General features: G+C 65.1%; 15 protein-coding genes. 2 read left to right on the forward strand and 13 right to left on the reverse strand.

Going from position 1 to position 16,541, the window contains the following annotated elements:
• Nucleotides 1-106 precede the first annotated feature (106 nt).
• The 10 genes from JOD78_RS27150 to JOD78_RS27195 all read right to left on the reverse strand — a co-directional run bounded on the left by JOD78_RS27150 (nucleotide 107) and on the right by JOD78_RS27195 (nucleotide 10,746).
• Nucleotides 107-1,714, reverse strand: a complete 1,608-nt coding sequence (locus tag JOD78_RS27150; protein ID WP_209569231.1) for a methyl-accepting chemotaxis protein — start codon at nucleotides 1,712-1,714, stop codon at nucleotides 107-109.
• Nucleotides 1,715-1,740: 26 nt separating this feature from the next.
• Complete coding sequence (locus JOD78_RS27155) at nucleotides 1,741-3,183, reverse strand: NAD-dependent succinate-semialdehyde dehydrogenase (RefSeq protein ID WP_209569233.1); 1,443 nt, start codon at nucleotides 3,181-3,183, stop codon at nucleotides 1,741-1,743.
• 75 nt (nucleotides 3,184-3,258) lie between these two features.
• On the reverse strand, nucleotides 3,259-4,869 hold the full coding sequence (locus JOD78_RS27160) for a bifunctional 3-(3-hydroxy-phenyl)propionate/3-hydroxycinnamic acid hydroxylase (RefSeq protein WP_204727094.1): 1,611 nt from the start codon (nucleotides 4,867-4,869) through the stop codon (nucleotides 3,259-3,261).
• A complete protein-coding gene (locus JOD78_RS27165) occupies nucleotides 4,866-5,204 on the reverse strand; it encodes an NIPSNAP family protein (RefSeq protein WP_039784084.1) in 339 nt (112 codons plus the stop codon). Before JOD78_RS27165 ends, JOD78_RS27160 begins: the two co-directional genes overlap by 4 nt.
• Nucleotides 5,201-6,070, reverse strand: a complete 870-nt coding sequence (locus JOD78_RS27170) for an alpha/beta hydrolase (RefSeq protein ID WP_134134417.1) — start codon at nucleotides 6,068-6,070, stop codon at nucleotides 5,201-5,203. The genes JOD78_RS27165 and JOD78_RS27170 overlap by 4 nt, the downstream gene beginning before the upstream one ends.
• Nucleotides 6,071-6,102: 32 nt before the next feature.
• Complete coding sequence (locus tag JOD78_RS27175; protein ID WP_121045803.1) at nucleotides 6,103-6,705, reverse strand: amino acid synthesis family protein; 603 nt, start codon at nucleotides 6,703-6,705, stop codon at nucleotides 6,103-6,105.
• 54 nt (nucleotides 6,706-6,759) lie between these two features.
• A complete protein-coding gene (locus tag JOD78_RS27180) occupies nucleotides 6,760-7,245 on the reverse strand; it encodes a VOC family protein (RefSeq protein WP_121045802.1) in 486 nt (161 codons plus the stop codon).
• 24 nt (nucleotides 7,246-7,269) lie between these two features.
• The gene (locus tag JOD78_RS27185) at nucleotides 7,270-8,307 is read right to left on the reverse strand and encodes a glycosyl hydrolase (RefSeq protein WP_209569235.1); all 1,038 of its coding nucleotides are present in this window, start codon (nucleotides 8,305-8,307) and stop codon (nucleotides 7,270-7,272) included.
• 30 nt (nucleotides 8,308-8,337) lie between these two features.
• Nucleotides 8,338-9,132, reverse strand: a complete 795-nt coding sequence (locus JOD78_RS27190; protein ID WP_121045800.1) for an SDR family oxidoreductase — start codon at nucleotides 9,130-9,132, stop codon at nucleotides 8,338-8,340.
• A gap of 57 nt (nucleotides 9,133-9,189) precedes the next feature.
• On the reverse strand, nucleotides 9,190-10,746 hold the full coding sequence (locus JOD78_RS27195) for an acetolactate synthase large subunit (RefSeq protein ID WP_209569237.1): 1,557 nt from the start codon (nucleotides 10,744-10,746) through the stop codon (nucleotides 9,190-9,192).
• 318 nt (nucleotides 10,747-11,064) lie between these two features.
• Here JOD78_RS27195 and JOD78_RS27200 point away from each other — a divergent pair, with 318 nt between their 5' ends.
• Nucleotides 11,065-11,799, forward strand: a complete 735-nt coding sequence (locus JOD78_RS27200; protein ID WP_039784072.1) for an IclR family transcriptional regulator C-terminal domain-containing protein — start codon at nucleotides 11,065-11,067, stop codon at nucleotides 11,797-11,799.
• 62 nt (nucleotides 11,800-11,861) lie between these two features.
• Here the strand turns inward: JOD78_RS27200 and JOD78_RS27205 are convergent, their stop codons facing one another.
• Nucleotides 11,862-12,839, reverse strand: a complete 978-nt coding sequence (locus JOD78_RS27205) for a helix-turn-helix domain-containing protein (RefSeq protein ID WP_209569239.1) — start codon at nucleotides 12,837-12,839, stop codon at nucleotides 11,862-11,864.
• Nucleotides 12,840-13,020: 181 nt separating this feature from the next.
• Nucleotides 13,021-13,197: a hypothetical protein gene (locus JOD78_RS27210; RefSeq protein ID WP_166675522.1), complete on the reverse strand. Its 177-nt coding sequence runs from the start codon at nucleotides 13,195-13,197 to the stop codon at nucleotides 13,021-13,023.
• 125 nt (nucleotides 13,198-13,322) lie between these two features.
• Here JOD78_RS27210 and JOD78_RS27215 point away from each other — a divergent pair, with 125 nt between their 5' ends.
• On the forward strand, nucleotides 13,323-14,777 hold the full coding sequence (locus tag JOD78_RS27215; protein WP_209569241.1) for an aldehyde dehydrogenase family protein: 1,455 nt from the start codon (nucleotides 13,323-13,325) through the stop codon (nucleotides 14,775-14,777).
• A gap of 250 nt (nucleotides 14,778-15,027) precedes the next feature.
• Here the strand turns inward: JOD78_RS27215 and JOD78_RS27220 are convergent, their stop codons facing one another.
• A complete protein-coding gene (locus tag JOD78_RS27220) occupies nucleotides 15,028-16,485 on the reverse strand; it encodes an APC family permease (RefSeq protein ID WP_209569243.1) in 1,458 nt (485 codons plus the stop codon).
• Nucleotides 16,486-16,541: the final 56 nt, after the last annotated feature.

The following is a 16,541-nucleotide window of genomic DNA, read 5'->3' on the forward strand; positions in this document are numbered from 1 at the left end:
AGAGTGCTGCCAGGCACCAGAACACACAACGATGTACAGAAAGACGTACCGGATTACGGGCAGAAAAACGTACGGAAAACACGCCCGAAAAAAGAAGGAGAACCCGTCACCCCAGCGGCAAGGCCAGCGACGGAGGCGACTGCGATGCGTGAAGCAACTGCGCGCCCTCCGCAATCCTGAACACCGACACCGTCCCCAGCAGGTTGCCCGCCTGCTGGCGCAGGCTCTCGCTGGCGGCCGCGCTTTGTTCGACCAGGGCGGCGTTCTGCTGCAGGGCATCGTCCAGTTGCCGGATGGCACCCTCGACTTCGGCGATGTCCGCACTCTGCGTCACGCTGGCCTCGCTGATCTGGGCCACGATGGCCGAGACGCTGCGCACCGCCGCCACGATGTCCTGCATGGTCTGCCCGGCACGGTCCACCAGGCGCGCGCCGGTCTGGATGCGCGCTACCGATTCATGAATCAGGACCTTGGTTTCGCGCGCAGCCAATGAACTGCGCTGGGCCAGTGAGCGCACCTCGGTGGCCACCACCGCAAAGCCGCGCCCCTGCTCCCCGGCGCGCGCCGCTTCCACGGCTGCATTCAAGGCCAGAATATTGGTCTGGAAGGCGATGCCATCGATGGTGCCGACGATCTCCGAGATGCGCTGAGAACTGTCCTCGATGCCGCGCATGGTCTGCACCACTTCCTGCACCACCTCTCCTCCCTGCAGCGCCACGGTACTGGCCTGCCGCGCAGTGCCGCTGGCCTGGCGGGCGTCCTCGGCATTCTTCTGCACCGTGGCACTGAGTTCATTCATGGTGGCTGCCGTCTCTTCCAGCGCGGCGGCCTGGGCTTCGGTGCGGGTGGAGAGATCGGCATTGCCGGCGGCGATCTGCACGCTGGCCGTGGCCACGTGTTCGGCTTCGCGCCGCACCCCGGCCACGATGCCGACCAGCGCCTGCTGCATGCGCTGCATGGCCGTGAGCAACTGGCTGATCTCGTCGCGGCCGCTGACCGTGATCTCCTGGTCCAGCGCACCTTCGGCAATCCGATGCGCAGCCTGTACCGCACGCCGCAGCGGTCCGGCAATTCCACCAATGAGCACGCGTGCCAGTACCAGCGTGCCGAGCAGCGCGGCCACACTGACTGCGATGAGCGCGTGCCGGGCGGAGACGAAGGCCTGCTGGCCATCGGCTACCGAGGCCGCCGACTCCTGCGCCACCGAATCACTGATGAACTTGAGGATGCCGGCCATCTGCTCGTAAGGGGCGGCACTGTCGGCCGCCAGCAGCAGCGCCTCGGCCGACTGCCCGGCGGCCGCCAGCGCCACCGCCTTCTCGGCCAGGGCGCGATAGGCCTGCCAGCTGGCGCTCAGTTGGCGGCTGGTGGCGCGTTCGTCATCATTGCTGGCGAAGTCGACCAGGATCTTGAGATACCTCTCCGCATAGGCCAGGCCCTCGCGCCGCGCCTGGGCGGCCGCCGTGCCGCCACTGCCATCATCGGCCAGCAGGGCCAGCGTCACGCCCATGCGGTATTGCGCCATGCCGATGCGTATGCCCGAGACCGATTCCATGGCCGGCACGTTGATGCTGCCGAGCTGCTCGACCTGCCGGTTGATATGGCTCATGCGGCCATAGGAAAACAGCGCCATGCCGACCAGCATCAGCAACAGCAGCACGAAGGCCAGCCGCAGCCGGGCCGCAATGCTCAATGCAGCGAGCGCCTGCCTCATCGTTGCTCCCCTTGGTGGTGGATGGCTCAGCCGGGTACGTGGCTGATCTGGCTGATCATCTTGGTGACCAGAAAGCTGTCGAAGCTCTCGGTGCCGCCTTCGCTGCCGAAGCCGCTTTCGCCGATGCCGCCGAAGGGCAGCTCGGGATGTGCCATGCCGGAATGGTTGATGTTGACCATGCCGGCCTGCAAGCCGCTGGCCACCTCGTGCGCCGTGGCCAGAGACTGCGTGAAGACGTAGGAGGCCAGGCCCAGGGGCAGCGCATTGGCCATGGCCAGGGCCTGCGCGGTATGGGCGAAGGGCGTGACGGCAGCCACCGGGCCGAAGGGCTCTTCCTGCATCACGCGGGCCGTTGGCGGCACATCGGCCAGCAGCGTGGGCGCGTGGAAGTGGCCACGCTCGCCGATGCGCCGGCCACCCGTCACCAGTTGTGCGCCCTGGCGCACGGCGTCTTCGATCAGGCCATGTACCGCGTCGAAGCGGCGGCCATGGATCAGCGGCCCCATCTGCACACCGGCTTCAAGACCGGAACCGACCTTCACCTGCTGCAGGGCATCGGCCAGGGCCACCACGAAGCGGTCGTAAATGCGCTGGTGAACAAAAAAGCGCGACGGCGATACGCAGACCTGGCCGGCGTTACGAATCTTCAGTCGCGCCAGCAGGCGCGCGGCCGCGTTCACCTCGGCATCGTCAAACACCAGGACCGGCGCGTGCCCGCCCAGCTCCATGCTCATGCGTTTCATATGCAGCGCCGCCTGGGCGGCCAGCTGGCTGCCCACGGGAATGGAACCAGTGAAGGAAATGGACCGCACCAGGGGAGAGGCGATCAGCTGCTGCGAGATCTCCGACGACACGCCCCAGACGATATTGAAGACGCCCGCCGGCACGCCCGCATCATGAAACAGCTGTGCCATCAGCACGATGGCGGCGGGCGATTCCGAAGGGCCCTTCAACACCACCGTGCAGCCTGCCGCCATGGCCGCTGCCACCTTCTTCATGGCCTGGCCGAACGGAAAATTCCATGGGCTGATGGCCGCGCACACACCGACCGGTTCGCGCACCACCAGCTGCCGCACCTCGGGATGGCGCGCGCCGACCACGCGGCCATACAGGCGGCGGCCTTCCTCGGCGTGCCAGTCGAGGTGCTCGGCGGCATTGAGGATCTCGGCGACGGCGTCGGCCAGCGGCTTGCCGTTGTCCATGGTGATGGCCGGGGCCATCGCCTGCGCGCGTTCACGCGTGAGCGCGGCGGCGCGGCGCAGGATGTCGGACCGCTCCAGCGGCGAGACCTTGCGCCACTGCTGGAACGCGGCATGGGCAGCCTGGATGGCCTCCTCGATATCGCCGGCCTCGGCCCAGGGGAGGCGCCCCAGCACCTCGCCCGTGGCAGGATCGCGCACGTCCTGATAGCGGCGGCCGTCGAGGCCATGGAAACGTCCGTTGATGTAGAGCTGCAGGTCGGGATACATGAGTCACCTTGAAGAGGAAAAGACCGGTACGCGCACGGCATACCGGCTGCAATGCAGAGACAGGAGCAGCTTGCGTCAGCAGGCCACACGGTCAAGGAAGAGCTGCATCACCGCAGGCGCATCGTCGGCGCGTCCGGCGGCGGCGATGAAACGGTCGGGACGCAGGAGCACCCAGTCCACGCCCTTTTCCTTGAACCAGGCATTGAGCTTGTTCTCATGGTCCTGGATCACCGTGCCGGAGCCGGTCAGCGGCACGCCGCGCGCACCGCTACGCGAGCGCACGCCCTGCAGGTAATCACAGCCGAAGGCCTGCATGCGGCGGCGCAGATCAGGATCGACGGTCGCTGCAGGCAACACGTCGCAGCGCCAGCTCAGCAGCGTGAAGCGGCTGCCGCACAGGTCATCGAGCCGCATCACCTCGCCCTCGCCGGTTTCCACCAGCGATTGCAGGAACATGCGCCCGACCAGGTCATCGCGATTGCGCGGGTCACCCTGCATCACGGCCTGGCTGTGGAAGCTGGGCATGGGCTTGAATTTCATCTGCAGCACGTAGTCGCGTACGCGCGGGATGTCCTTGATGGCCAGGAAGAACTTGTCGCGGCACCAGGCCAGCAGGCGGTTCTTCTGCGACAGCACCGCACCGAACAGGTCGGCCAGGTCGATCATGGCCTTGACGTGGGCATGGCGCTCGTCGTGATAGCTGGCCAGCAGTGCGGGCTTCATCCGGCCCTGCAGCACCCAGGCCAGTTTCCAGGCCAGGTTGAAGGCGTCGCGCAAGCCGGCATTCAAGCCCTGCCCGATCCACGGCGGCGTGATGTGGGCGGCGTCGCCGGCCAGGCAGATGCGGCCGCACACCAGCGAGCCGGCCACGCGCGAATTGTGGGTGTAGACCCGGGCGCGGATGATGTTGAGCGCATCGACATCGGCCACGTGTTCGCGCAACAGCTCGCGCACCTTGGCCGGGGCCAGCATCTGCTCGCCATCCTCGCCGGGGAACAGCATGAACTCCCAGCGCCGCACGCCATAGGGCAGCGCCAGGCACACATACGGACGCTGCGGTTCGCAATGCAGGGCGGTGTAGGGAGCATCCAGCGGATCGCCATCGCACTCGATCACCACCCACTTGGCAGGATGGGTCTTGCCCTCGTAGGGCAGTTTGAGGATTTTCTCGCGCACGGTACTGCGGCCGCCATCGCAGCCCACGGCATACTGCGCGGCCAGGTAGCTCTGCATGCCATGCGCATCGCTGATGGTGGCCAGCACGCCCTGCTCGTCCTGCACCAGGTCCAGCAGTTCCACGCCCGAGCGCAGCTCCACATGCGGGAAGCGCTGCAGTCCCTGGCGCAGCGTGGCCTCGCCCAGCGGCTGCGAGAACAGGTTGCGGCGATACCAGCCGAATTCGCGCGTGGTCGGCTGGATCTCGGCGAAACAGCGGCGGTCGGCGGTGTACATGCGCATGGGCACGTTCTGGATCACGTCGCGCACGATGGCGTCGGCCATGCCGGCGGACTGAAAGGTGCGCAGCGCTTCGTCATCGATGCCCACGGCGCGGGGATAATCCAGCACGTCCAGGTTGCGCTCGATGATGAGCGTGGAGATGCCATAGGTACCCAGCAGATTGGCCAGCGTCACCCCGACCGGGCCGGCACCGATGATGAGCACCTGGGCCTGGACCGCTGTACTCATGCGGCACTCCCGGCATGCGCCGCCGCTGCGGCCGGTTCGGGCGCGCTGGTGAGCAGGCGGCTTTCCTGTTGCACCAGCAGGCCGCGCACCTGCTTGCGGAATTCGGCGAAATCGGGATCGGCCAGCAGTGCCGTACGGCGGCGTGCGCGGTCTTCCAGGCTGTCAAAGGCCCAGTGGTAGACCAGCTGGTTGAGGTCGCCGCTCTCCGGAATCATCATCGCCACCAGATGACCCAGCAGGCGGACCTGGTGCGCGCGGCCGCACTCGTTGTAGATGCGGACGTACTCGCGCACGCCGCCGGGCACCATGGTGTAGGTGCGCAGTTCATGGATCATGATGTCTTCTCCCCCTTGTCCTGTTGTTCTTGCTGCAGGAATTCCCGCACCGCGCTGGCGAAGGCTTCCGGCTGGTCGTCGTGGATGTAGTGGCCGGCATCGGCGATGGTGCAGGTGAGTACGCGCGCGTTGAGCTGGCGCATTTCCGCCGCGATGGCGGCCGACAGGTAGTCCGAACGTTCACCGCGCACCACCAGCGTCGGGCACGCCAGCGCCATGAGGTGCGGACGCAGGTCGACCACGCGCGTGATGTCGGGCATGAGGCGCGTGGCGCTGATGCCGACGTGGTCATAGCGCCAGGTATAGCCGCCGTCCGCAGTGGGCTTGAGCATGTTGTCCAGGCGCTGCTGGCGCGCCTCTTCGGTCACGGTGGGACGCAGCGCGCGCATGAAGATGCTGGCGTCTTCCCAACTGCCGAAGTGACTCGGTGTAGTGGCCAGTTCGCGGCGGATGCGGCTGGCACCGGGGCTGTTCTCGAAAGCGCCGGGACCGGCATCCTCGATGACGAGGCGACGCACCTGCGACGGATGCCGCGCGGCATACACGATGGCGTTGATGCCGCCCATGGAATGCCCCAGCAGGTCGAACTGGCGCAGGCCCAGGCGTGCCACCAGTGCCTCCATGTCGGCCACGTAGGTATCGGTGTAGTAATTGCAGCCCGGATCCCAATCGCTCTGGCCGCGCCCGCGCTGGTCCAGCGCGATGCAGCGGTAGCCGGACGGCAGGCGCTGCACCAGGTCGGCAAAGGTCTCGCCATAGCCACGGATGCCGTGCAGGAGCAGCAGGGGAAAGTCCTGCGGATCGCCCCATTCGGTGACGTGGAACTGCAAACCCGTGAGGGTCAGCGAATAATCTCGGCGCTGCATGATGGTCTCCCTGATCCTTGCGTGTGGCGACCTCAGACCAGGCCGTCCTGCCCCTTCACCTCGGAGGCTTTGAGGCCACCCAGGCGGGCGTTGAGACGGCCGCGCGTGGCGAAGGCCCAGATCACCACCACTTCATCGCGGTTGGGGCCGTCGTTGAACTGGGCGCTGACGGTGTCGTAGTGGGAGCGCACGTACAAGGCATCCTTGTGCGCCAGCGGGATGTCGATGATGGTGCCGGGACCGCCGCGCTTGCCGGTCGAGGGCACCCAGGACTTGGCACCGCCCACGCCGTCGCGCACCGGATTGGCGGCCGGATTGGTGAGCAGCGCGTTGCCGTGTTCGTACTCGCCATCCACGCCCACCAGGCAAGCCTTGCCATAACTCTCGATGGCCTGGCCCTGCGCGGCCTCGCGGATGCGGCGGGCGAATTCCTGGCCCAGCAGCGGCGAAGGATTGATCCACGAGGACAGGTCCTCGACATACTTGCCGGCGAAGGGATTGTGCAGGCAGGCGGCGATGACGATCTTGCGCAGCGGCGCACCATCGGCGTCCTTGCCGCTCTCGCCGGCCAGGCTGTCTTCGATTTGCAGGTACCACTTGCGGATGTGGAAGTTCTCGAAATTGGGGGTCTTCATCGGATGTCCTTGGAAAGAATCGATACGGTGCAATGGGGTGAAGCAGTGCGGGGCCTACAGCGGATCCAGATGGAAGCTGTCGCTGGGGGCGTTGTACTGGCCCAGCAGGCGCTTGCCTTCTTCGTCGTCGTGGGCGGTCTCGAAGAAGAATTCGAAACGGTGGCCGTCGGGGTCGTGGAAGTAGATGCCGTAGCCGACCTTGTGATCGGTGATCTTGAAGATCTCGATGCCCTTGGCCAGCAACATGCCGTAGAGGCGGCGGAATTCCTCCATGTCGCCCTCCACCTCCAGGCCGTAATGCTGCATGTTGACTTCGCCGCGCACGGCTTGGGCCGGTTCGTCCACGCGGATGAGCGCAATGTCGTGGTGCTTCTTGCCGAAGGACAGGAACACCCAGCGCTCGGCGCGGGCCGTCACCGTCATGCCCAGCACGTCTTCGTACCAGGGAGCCGAACCATGCGGGTCCTTCACGAACAGGGCCAGGTGGGTACGGCGGATGCGTGGCTTGATGGCCATGGCCGGGGTGGCAGTGGCGGACATGAGGCCCTCCTTTGTCTGGTTGGTCTAGTCGATCGATTGCGGATGGGCATGCACCGGAGCCACGAAAGGCGTCCAGGCTACCGAGGTGATTTCGCTGAAGTCGCGCCATTCCTTGTACCAGCTGCGTCCGCCATCGGTGGAGCGCAGCAGGTAGCCGTACTTGGTGCCGGCGAACAGCAGTTGCGGATCGGAGGGATGGCCGCCGAAGGCCCATACCGTGGAATTGGGCGCGATGTGCAGCACGCTGGATTGCCAGCTCTGGCCGCGGTCTTCGGAACGATAGATGCGGGTGCGCGTGCCGGGCGTGCCGTCGCCGATGGCCAGCAGCAGCTGATTGCCCTGCGGGTCCAGCGCCTGGATGGTGCGGGTGTAGTACATGCCGTCGAAGCGTTCCTTGGAGGCCTTGGCCGTGAAGCTGGCGGCATCGTCGGTGCTCTCGCAGACGGAGTTGACGGTCACCACCACATGCTTGACCGGCGCATCGGCGGTCGCGGGCAGCACGGTGATGGCGTGGATGTCGGAATTGTTGATGCCACGGCCCGGGGTATCGATGCGGGTCCAGGTATCGCCTTCATCATTGCTGCGCCAGGCACCGCCTTCTTCGACGCCGAACCAGACTTCCTGCGGCGCATCGGCGCGCACGAAGATGGTCAGGATGCGCGGCTTGTGCACGCCCGAGCAGAATTCCGGCAACTCCACATCCAGCTGTTGCCACGACAGGCCGCCATCGCGCGAGCAATACATGCGGGCGCGTGAGGGTGCGCCGGTGCCGGCGAAGACCAGTTTCGGATTGCTCGGACTGAAGGCAATCGACCAGACGGTCTGGTCATCGGCGGGCGAAGCGATGCGCTTGAAATGGGCACCGCCGTCAGTGCTCAGGCAAATGCCGGCATCGGCCCCCGCCAGTACGCGCGACGGGTCCGAGGGATCGACGGCCAGGCTGCGTACCACGCCGTCGAATTCGATGGCTTCCTTCAGGCCCAGGCGGTGCCAGGTCGCACCATTGTCGACGCTGCGCACGATGCCTTGGCCGGCCGTACCGACCAGGATGGTTCCTTGCATGATGGTGTCCTTTTCAGTAGTTCAGTCTGCTCAGAGATAGATGCCGCGGGTGATGCCGCCATCCACCGCAATCGATTCGCCGGTGATGGCCGCCGCACGGGGCGAGGCCAGGAACAGCACGACGTCGGCGATCTCTTCCACCTGCAGCACGCGGCGGATTGGCGTGGCCTTGGCATAGTTCTGCTCGACCTGCCCGGGGGTCAGCCCTTGCAGCTTGGCTTCCTTCTCGTAGAGTTCGTGGATGTGCGGGGTCTCGACCACGCCGGGGTGGATCACGTTGACGGTGATGCCGTCCGGACCGAGCTGGTCCGACAGGGTCTTGGTGAGATGGCAGATGGCCACGTTGCGCATGCCGGACAACTGCTTGCTGCCGCGGCCGGTGAGCCCGCCGATATTGATGATGCGGCCATAGCCACCGGTGCGCATGTGCGCAGCGGCCGCCTTGGCAAAGCGCATGTAGCCGACCACCTTGATGTTGATGTCTTCGAGCAGGCCTTCGGGGCTGGCGTGCTGGATTTCCGAGCGCACCAGCCCGCCCGGATGGGCTGCGCCATTGACCAGGATGTCGATGCCGCCGAAGTGCTGCGCAGCCTGTGCCACGGCCGCTTCCACCTGTTCGGTATTGCTGACGTCGGCAGCCACGGCGATGACTTCAGTGCCGGTGGTGTGGGTCAGCTCCTTGGCCACTTCTTCCAGCTTGCCCTTGCTGCGCGCGACGATGGCCACGCGCACGCCTTCGCGCGCCAGTGCCTCGGCCACTGCCCGCCCGATGCCCAGGCTGCCGCCGGTGACGATGGCGGTCTTGCCTTGCAGATTCAATTCCATGCTTGCTCCTTGTTTTATGCCGTGGTGTGCGTCGGATGTGATTGATGCGGAAATGATTTACAGCGCCATCTCGATCAGGGCCGGGCCGCTGCCGGCAAAGGCCGCCTGCAACTGCTGCTGCAATTGCTGCGCAGTCTCGGCACGCGAGGCGGGGACGCCATAGGACTGCGCCAGCGCAACCCAGTCGATGCGCGGATGATCGAGTGCCGTCATCTGCGCGGCACGTTCGCCCAGCGGCGCGCCGTCGCGGCGCAGTTCATTGCGCAGGATGGCGTATTGGTGATTGGCGGCGATCAGCACCACGACCCGGGCGTTTTCATGGGCCAGCGACCACAGGGTCTGGATGGTGTATTGCGTGCTGCCATCGGAGAGCAGGCCGACCACCGTGCGGTCCGGGCAGGCCACCGCCGCGCCCAGCGCGACCGGCAGGCCCTGGCCGATGGCGCCGCCGGTATTGGTGAGCACCGTATGCGGGCGCGCCGCATCCGATACCGCATAGAAGGGATAGCCGCACGTACCGCCCTCGACCGAGACGATGGCGTGCTCGGGCAACTCGCGCGCCAGCACGGCGGCGATCTTCTGCGGGTTCAGTTCGCCCTCGGGCAGCGCTGGCAAGGCGTGCTGCGGCACCGCGTAGGGCGGCGCACCGAGCGCATCGGCCAGCTGTTCCACGCGCGCAGAGGCAGGACGGCCCGGCAGGCTGATGGTGAGCAGGCGCTCGGGAGCGACCAGCGCACTGGGATGGCCGACATAGCCGAAGTAGGTAATCGGCGGCAGCGCGCCCACCAGTACAACCAGGTCCGCCTCATCGAGGACCTTGCGCGCCGGCTCGGGGAAATACGGCAGGCGATCGAAGGAAGGCAAGCCCTGGCCGCGCTCGGCGCGGGCCGGGAAAGTTTCTGCATAGACGCTGCAGCCGGTATGGGCGGCGATCCGTGCCACGGCGCGCTGGGCGCGGGCACCGAGACCGCTCTCCTCGCCACCGCCGCCCAGCAGGAAGACCACGCGCTTGGCCTCGCGCAGGCGCGCCAGTGCCTGGGCCGGCTGGTAATCATCTTGGGGTTCCGTGGATTCTTTCACGGCAGCCACGGCATGGGCCTCGGCCATGTCAGCGAACTGGAAATCGGCAGGGAAGATCAGCGTACTGCCCTGCCCGCCGGCAGCCGTGCTCTGGCGCACGGATTCAGCAGCGGCAGAGGCGATGTCGTCAGTGCCGGTGATGCGATGGACCCAGCCCGAGACGGGACGGGCCAGCGATTCGATATCGGAAGTCAGCGGTGCGTCGTAAGGCAGGTGCCAGCTGGTGTGGTCGCCGATGATGTTGACGATGGGGGTGCGGGCACGGCGGGCGTTGTGCAGGTTGGCGATGCCATTGGCAAATCCTGGCCCCAGGTGCAGCAGAGTGCTGGCCGGACGGCCCAGCATGCGGCCATAGCCATCGGCCGCGCCGGTGCAGACGTTTTCCTGCAGGGCGACGACGCAGCGCAGCCTGGGAAAACTCTCCAGGCCACGGACCAGGTCCAGTTCGGTGGTGCCGGGATTGGCGAAACAGGTGTCCACACCTTGGTCCAGCAGACCGGCCCATAAGGCGTGTGCTCCGGTGTATCGGGTCATTTCTCTTCCTTTGCCGCCGGCGGCCAGCGCCGCGCACAGGCGCTTCTACAGGATCGGGCAGACCAGCCGGGCCGCGGCGGCAGGCTGGTTTGCGGTATCGCAATCATCCCCGGACAAAATCATGTATTCTCGTATAGACGAAATCTGTACATAATTCTGCTCACTGGCTGAATGTTTTATTGCTTGATTTTGAATATAAGAGATTTGTGCAATAGCCTTGAGCCCAAATCGGCAATTGGTGACGACCCCGCGTCCCCGGCGCGTGGGTGGTCGTACAATGCCTGCCACCGGGCCCCGTGGCCCTTACTGCCCTAGACCATGAATAGCCTGAGCCGCATGCTGGAAGTGTTGACCTTGTTCAAGCCCAGCCAACCCGTCATCGACATCGACATCATCTGTGCCCAGCTGGGCTACACCCCCGCCAGCGCCTATCGCTACGTGCGCGAACTCGGCCATGCCGGTTTGCTGGTGAAGATGCCGCGCGGCTATGCCGTGGGTCCGAAGGTGATCGAGCTGGATCGCCACATGACGCAGTTCGATCCCTTGCTGGCGGCCAGCCGCGACATCGTCGGCGACCTGGTGGCGCAGACCGGGCTGGAGCTGCTCATCAGCGAGCTGTATGGTTCAACGGTGATCAACATCCTGCAGGAGTCCGGGAACAATGACGCGCGCCTGAACTATGGGCGGGGCACGCCGATGGACCTGTTCCACAGCGCCACGGCGCGGGTGATCCTGGCCTATCTGCTGCCACGGCAATTGCGCAAGCATTTCGATGGGGCCACGGCGGAGGAACTGCGGCTGGTGGGGAGCAACTGGAAGGATTTCTCGAAGGTGATGCTGAAGATCCGCAAGGATGGCTATTGCGTCAGCGAGGGTGAGCTGGATCCGGGCAAGACCGGTATCGCCGCGCCCATCTTCGACGAGAAGCAACGCATCCTGGGCAGCATCACGCTGGCCGGCAATACGGAACGGGTCAATGCGTTCAACCGGGAGTTCCTGTCGGGGCTGATTACGGATGCGGCGCGCAAGATTACGGCGCGCATTGCCGGCTGACGCCAGCAAAAAAAACAAAAACGCCGGTCACCTGACCGGCGTTTTCACTGGTACGCGCTTGCTTATTGGAAGAGCTTCTGCGGCACGCGCCGCGCCGTCTGCGACGGCAACTCCCCGAACAGCTCCTGATAATCCTCGGCAAAGTGGCTCAGATGGAAGAAGCCCCAGCGTGAGGCCACGTCGCCGATGGAGGCCTCCTGATGCGTGGTGGAGAGCAATTCGCGCCGCACGCCATTGAGCCGCACGCAGCGCAGGTAATTCAGGGGCGTGGTCTCGGCCACCGTCTGGAAACTGTTCTGCACCGTGCGCCGGCTCACCTGCAGCCGCTGGCATACCTCGAAAATGCTGGGCACATTGGCCGCGTCCACGATGGCCTGGCGATGCAGCTTCTCGACGATGTAGCTGCGGGTGGTGCTCATCTGGCGCACGGGATCGGAATCCGGCGCTGACAACAAGCCCAGCAACTCACCCAGCAAGGACGACTCCATCGCCTGCTCACGCTGCTCCGCCTGCGCATCGGCCTGCCACTGCCCGCCATCGATCTGCAGCATCGATTGCGAGAAGATGTTGAGCAAGCGTTCGCGGCAAGCACGCAAGCCTTTGGGCGGCACCTTGATGACCGGCTGCCGCAGCAACGCACTGATGCGGTCGGGGTCAGGCATCTGGTGCAGGTGCTCCTCGAACAGGTCGCGATCAAACGTCAGCGACAGCAGGTCGGTATCCATCGGCATGTGGAACATGAATTCCTCGCCGCCCTGCAGGAACAGGATGCTCTTCTCATCAGCCTCGCGCCCCTGCACGTGCGCCGCACCCGGTGCGGCAATCGGGAAGGCGAAGCAGATCTGGTCCTTCGGTGCCTCGCCATGCTGGACCACGCGCTTGTTGATGCGCTCGCGAAAGGCGTGGCAGCGCCGGGTCGACAACTGCATCAGCGAGCTCTCCAGCTTGCCGGCGGAAATCTGTGCATAGGTCTGCTTCCACGCGCCAATGGCGGCGGCGTGCACATGCACATCCTGAAAACGGTGAATGCTTTGCAACATGGTCTCTCTCCAAGTGAGCCGCGATTGCCCCCGCGAGCGTGGCTCTGTCTCCATGCATTTAACGTGCCTGCATTTTCATTGTTTTGATGGGATGTCTGCGTCAGTGCAAGGGACCTGGATGAGATCCGGTCCGGGGGCCGCGCAGCGTATGCCTTTTCGGCTAATTTTATGCAAATTTATCTCAATGCCAAAATTTAGCAAATACTTTTACAATTTTCCAAGCTGTCAGGCTCGATATTTCAAAATAGTGCAACTTTAGTTTTTTATGCACAACATCAATGCAGGCTGGACGAGAACAGGGCAGTCCTTCTTTCCGTGCATCAACAGCTTCACTGCCATCGCCAGCCGAATTGCTCATTTGGGCTAACTGCGCGGCCCTGCCCTCTATACATTCTGGCTCCATGCAGGCCCAGGTGCGCCCGTCCGCAGGACGCTGCGCATGACCCGCATGCAGTCTCCCGACAACCCACCACGAGAATGAGCATGTCTCTCCATCTTCAGCACTTTATTGCAGGCCAGGCCAGCGAGGCCTCCGGTGGCCAGCGCATGAACCTGGTCAATCCCATCAACGAGGAAGTCTACGCCAGCGCCGCGCAGGGCACGGCCGAGGACGTGGCGCGGGCCGTGGCGGCGGCACGCGCGCAGCTGGACGGCGGCGCATGGAGCCGGCTCTCGGGCCTGCAGCGCGGCACCCTGCTGCATGCGCTGGCAGCATTGGTCGAGCGCGATGCCGACCTGCTGGCCGACATGGATGCCAATGCCATCGGCCGCTCGCCCATGGAGCCGCGCATGATGGACGTGCCCAACGCCGTGAGCCACCTGCGCGCCGCCGCCGGCTGGGCCAACCAGATGGAAGGCCGCACCATTCCCACGGCCGGCTACATGGGCAAGCCCACGCTGTCCTACACGATCCGCGAACCGATCGGTGTGGTCGGTGCCATCCTGCCCTGGAATGCGCCGCTCATGATCACCAGCTGGAAGGTCGCCGCGCTGCTGGCTGCCGGCTGCACGGTGGTCATCAAGCCGGCCGAAGAAACCCCGCAATCGGCCCTGCACCTGGCGCGCCTGGCGCAGGAAGCGGGCTTCCCGGATGGCGTGATCAATGTGGTGACCGGCTACGGCAACGAGGTCGGCCGTGCCCTCTGCGAGCATCCGGACGTGGCCAAGATCAGCTTCACCGGCAGCCCCGAAGCGGGCCGCGCGATCCAGCGCATCGCCGGCGAACAGTTCAAGCGCGTGACGCTGGAACTGGGCGGCAAGAGCCCGCAGATCGTGTTCGACGATGCGCCTTTCGAAGACGCCCTGTTCGGCTGCACGCTGGGCCTGTTCGTCAACCAGGGACAGGTATGCGCGGCCGGTTCGCGCATTCTGGTACAGCGCAGCCTGGCGCAACGCTTTGCCAAGGCACTGGCCGAGGCCGCCGCCGGCATCACCGTGGGCGATCCGTGCCAGCCGGGCGTGCGCATGGGGCCGGTGGCCAAGAAGGCGCAGTTCGAGCGCGTCAACCGCTACATCCAGCAAGGCCTGGACGAGGGGGCCACCCTGCTGGCCGGCGGCGTCTCGCGGCCGGACAAGGGCTGGTTCGTGCAGCCGACGATCTTTGCCGATGCCAACAACGGCATGAGCATCGCCCGTGAGGAAATCTTCGGGCCAGTCGGTACCATCATCAGCTTCGATACCGAGGAAGAAGCCATCGCCCTGGCCAACGATTCGCGCTACGGCCTGGCCGCCACGGTCTGGACCGGCAACCTGGCCCGCGCGCATCGGGTGGCCGCTGGCGTGAAGGTCGGTGCCATCGGCGTCAATTGCTGGAGCCCGCTGGATGCCAACCTGCCCTGGGGCGGCATCAAGGACAGCGGCATGGGCCGCGAAGGCGGACTGGCCGGCGCATTGGCCTATACCGAAGAGAAGACCATCACGGTGCTGCTGGCATCCTGAAGTCGGCGCGCCGGATCATCGGCGCACGGAGCAACAACGCGGTGCGGCGCAAGCTGTGCCGCGTTTTTTTGCGCCCGAATACAGGCGTGAATTGACGCGCGAATCCACGCCCGAATTGACGCATGAATTCACGCATGAATTCGCGCATCAAATCACGCCTCTTTGCTGTATCGGAAAACGTGGCCCAAAGAAAACGGGCCTCGCCATGCGAGACCCGTTGAGCAACGGTTCCTGCCCGGCCGGAGCGCGGCTACAGCTTGTGACTCCCCAGCGCAGCGAAACGCATCGGCTCACAGCGGCGCAGGCGGCTGGCAAGCATCACGCCGATGACGATGGCCAGCGGGATCATCGAGCACAGCGCCCAGGACATGGATTTGCTGGCCCCGGTCAAGACATCGAAATGCAGGATGGCCGTACAGAGAATGTAGAGCAAGGCGACCAGCGAGACGGCCGGCAGGATGCGCACCCGCCAGGCGCTGTCACAGGCCTCCGGACGCCGCCGGAAATAGCAGATCACGGCCGCCGAGGTCATGATCATCAGCAGCATCAGACACAGTGCCGCCAGGCTGGAAAACCAGGCGAACAGATGCAGGATGGGATGCGCCCCCGAGACCGCAAAGAGCGTCACCACCACGGCCGCAATGGCGCTCTGCAGAGCCGAACCCATGTGCGGGCTTTGATAGGTCTTGTGGGTGGTGCCCAGCAGGCGGTGCAGCAGGCCGTCCCGCCCGACGGCATAGAAATAGCGCGCGGCCGAACTGTGGAAGGCCAGCAGGCCGGCATAGATGCTGATGACGAAGAGGATGCGGATCACGGCCGTCAGTCCGCCCCCGGCATAGTGGTCCGACATGACGTAGATGAAGGCAGTCGGGTCCTGCATGTGTTCCAGCAGCTTGACCACCTTGTCGCTGCCGGCCCCGATGATGAGCGCCCACAGCGAGATGCCGTAGAAGGCGCCGATCAGCAGCACCGAGGTATAGGTGGCAATCGGTATCGCACGCTTGGGATTCTTGGCCTCTTCGCCATAGATGGTGGTGGCTTCGAAACCGATGAAGGCGGCAAAGGCGAACAGCAGGCCGATGGAGGGCGTACCGCTCATGACATTGGACGGTGCAAAGGAATCGAGGTTGACGCCATGATCGCCGCCGGCGCGCAGGATACAGAAGTCCAGCACCAGCACCGCCAGGTACTCGGCCACCACCACCACCGACAGCAGGCGCGCCGACAGGTCGATGTTGCGGTAACCGAGCACGGCCACGCTCAGCATGGCCAGGGCCGCATAGACCCACCACGCCAGTTGTACTCCGAAGATGTCGAAGATGGTGGCCGACATCACCCCGCCGAACATGCCATAAAGTCCGATCTGCAGGATGTTGTAGGCGAACATGGCCAGCACCCCGGCCACGCCGCCGGCCATGCCGCCCAGGCCGGCGCTGGAGAAGGCATAGAAGCCGCCGGCATTGGTGACGTGGCGCGCCATGGTGGTATAGCCGACCGAGAAGGCCAGCAGCAGCAACAGGATCAGCACCAGCAAGGCCGGTGTGCCGGGACCGTTGCCGAGCATGATGCCGATCGGAAATCCGCCGGCGATCACGCTCAAGGGACTGGCGGCGGAGACCACGAAGAAGATGATGAATCCTACGCCGAGGGCGTTTTTCCTCAGCGCATTTTCTTCCTTGTCATGCTTGCTGCAATCGAGCTGGCTCATCGGACCCTTACCTTTTCTGAAAACACCTGCGTCTCGTCATCGCCGTGGCAGCGGAC

This window comes from Herbaspirillum sp. 1130, from assembly GCF_017833835.1.
Classification (GTDB): domain Bacteria; phylum Pseudomonadota; class Gammaproteobacteria; order Burkholderiales; family Burkholderiaceae_D; genus Herbaspirillum; species Herbaspirillum huttiense.

Bases quoted from the DNA above. Each gene is read 5' to 3' on its own strand.
- JOD78_RS27150 (WP_209569231.1), bottom strand. From the start codon at position 1,714: ATGAGGCAGGCGCTCGCTGCATTGAGCATTGCGGCCCGGCTGCGGCTG.
- JOD78_RS27155 (WP_209569233.1), bottom strand. From the start codon at position 3,183: ATGTATCCCGACCTGCAGCTCTACATCAACGGACGTTTCCATGGCCTC.
- JOD78_RS27160 (WP_204727094.1), bottom strand. From the start codon at position 4,869: ATGAGTACAGCGGTCCAGGCCCAGGTGCTCATCATCGGTGCCGGCCCG.
- JOD78_RS27165 (WP_039784084.1), bottom strand. From the start codon at position 5,204: ATGATCCATGAACTGCGCACCTACACCATGGTGCCCGGCGGCGTGCGC.
- JOD78_RS27170 (WP_134134417.1), bottom strand. From the start codon at position 6,070: ATGCAGCGCCGAGATTATTCGCTGACCCTCACGGGTTTGCAGTTCCAC.
- JOD78_RS27175 (WP_121045803.1), bottom strand. From the start codon at position 6,705: ATGAAGACCCCCAATTTCGAGAACTTCCACATCCGCAAGTGGTACCTG.
- JOD78_RS27180 (WP_121045802.1), bottom strand. From the start codon at position 7,245: ATGTCCGCCACTGCCACCCCGGCCATGGCCATCAAGCCACGCATCCGC.
- JOD78_RS27185 (WP_209569235.1), bottom strand. From the start codon at position 8,307: ATGCAAGGAACCATCCTGGTCGGTACGGCCGGCCAAGGCATCGTGCGC.
- JOD78_RS27190 (WP_121045800.1), bottom strand. From the start codon at position 9,132: ATGGAATTGAATCTGCAAGGCAAGACCGCCATCGTCACCGGCGGCAGC.
- JOD78_RS27195 (WP_209569237.1), bottom strand. From the start codon at position 10,746: ATGACCCGATACACCGGAGCACACGCCTTATGGGCCGGTCTGCTGGAC.
- JOD78_RS27200 (WP_039784072.1), top strand. From the start codon at position 11,065: ATGAATAGCCTGAGCCGCATGCTGGAAGTGTTGACCTTGTTCAAGCCC.
- JOD78_RS27205 (WP_209569239.1), bottom strand. From the start codon at position 12,839: ATGTTGCAAAGCATTCACCGTTTTCAGGATGTGCATGTGCACGCCGCC.
- JOD78_RS27210 (WP_166675522.1), bottom strand. From the start codon at position 13,197: ATGAGCAATTCGGCTGGCGATGGCAGTGAAGCTGTTGATGCACGGAAA.
- JOD78_RS27215 (WP_209569241.1), top strand. From the start codon at position 13,323: ATGTCTCTCCATCTTCAGCACTTTATTGCAGGCCAGGCCAGCGAGGCC.
- JOD78_RS27220 (WP_209569243.1), bottom strand. From the start codon at position 16,485: ATGAGCCAGCTCGATTGCAGCAAGCATGACAAGGAAGAAAATGCGCTG.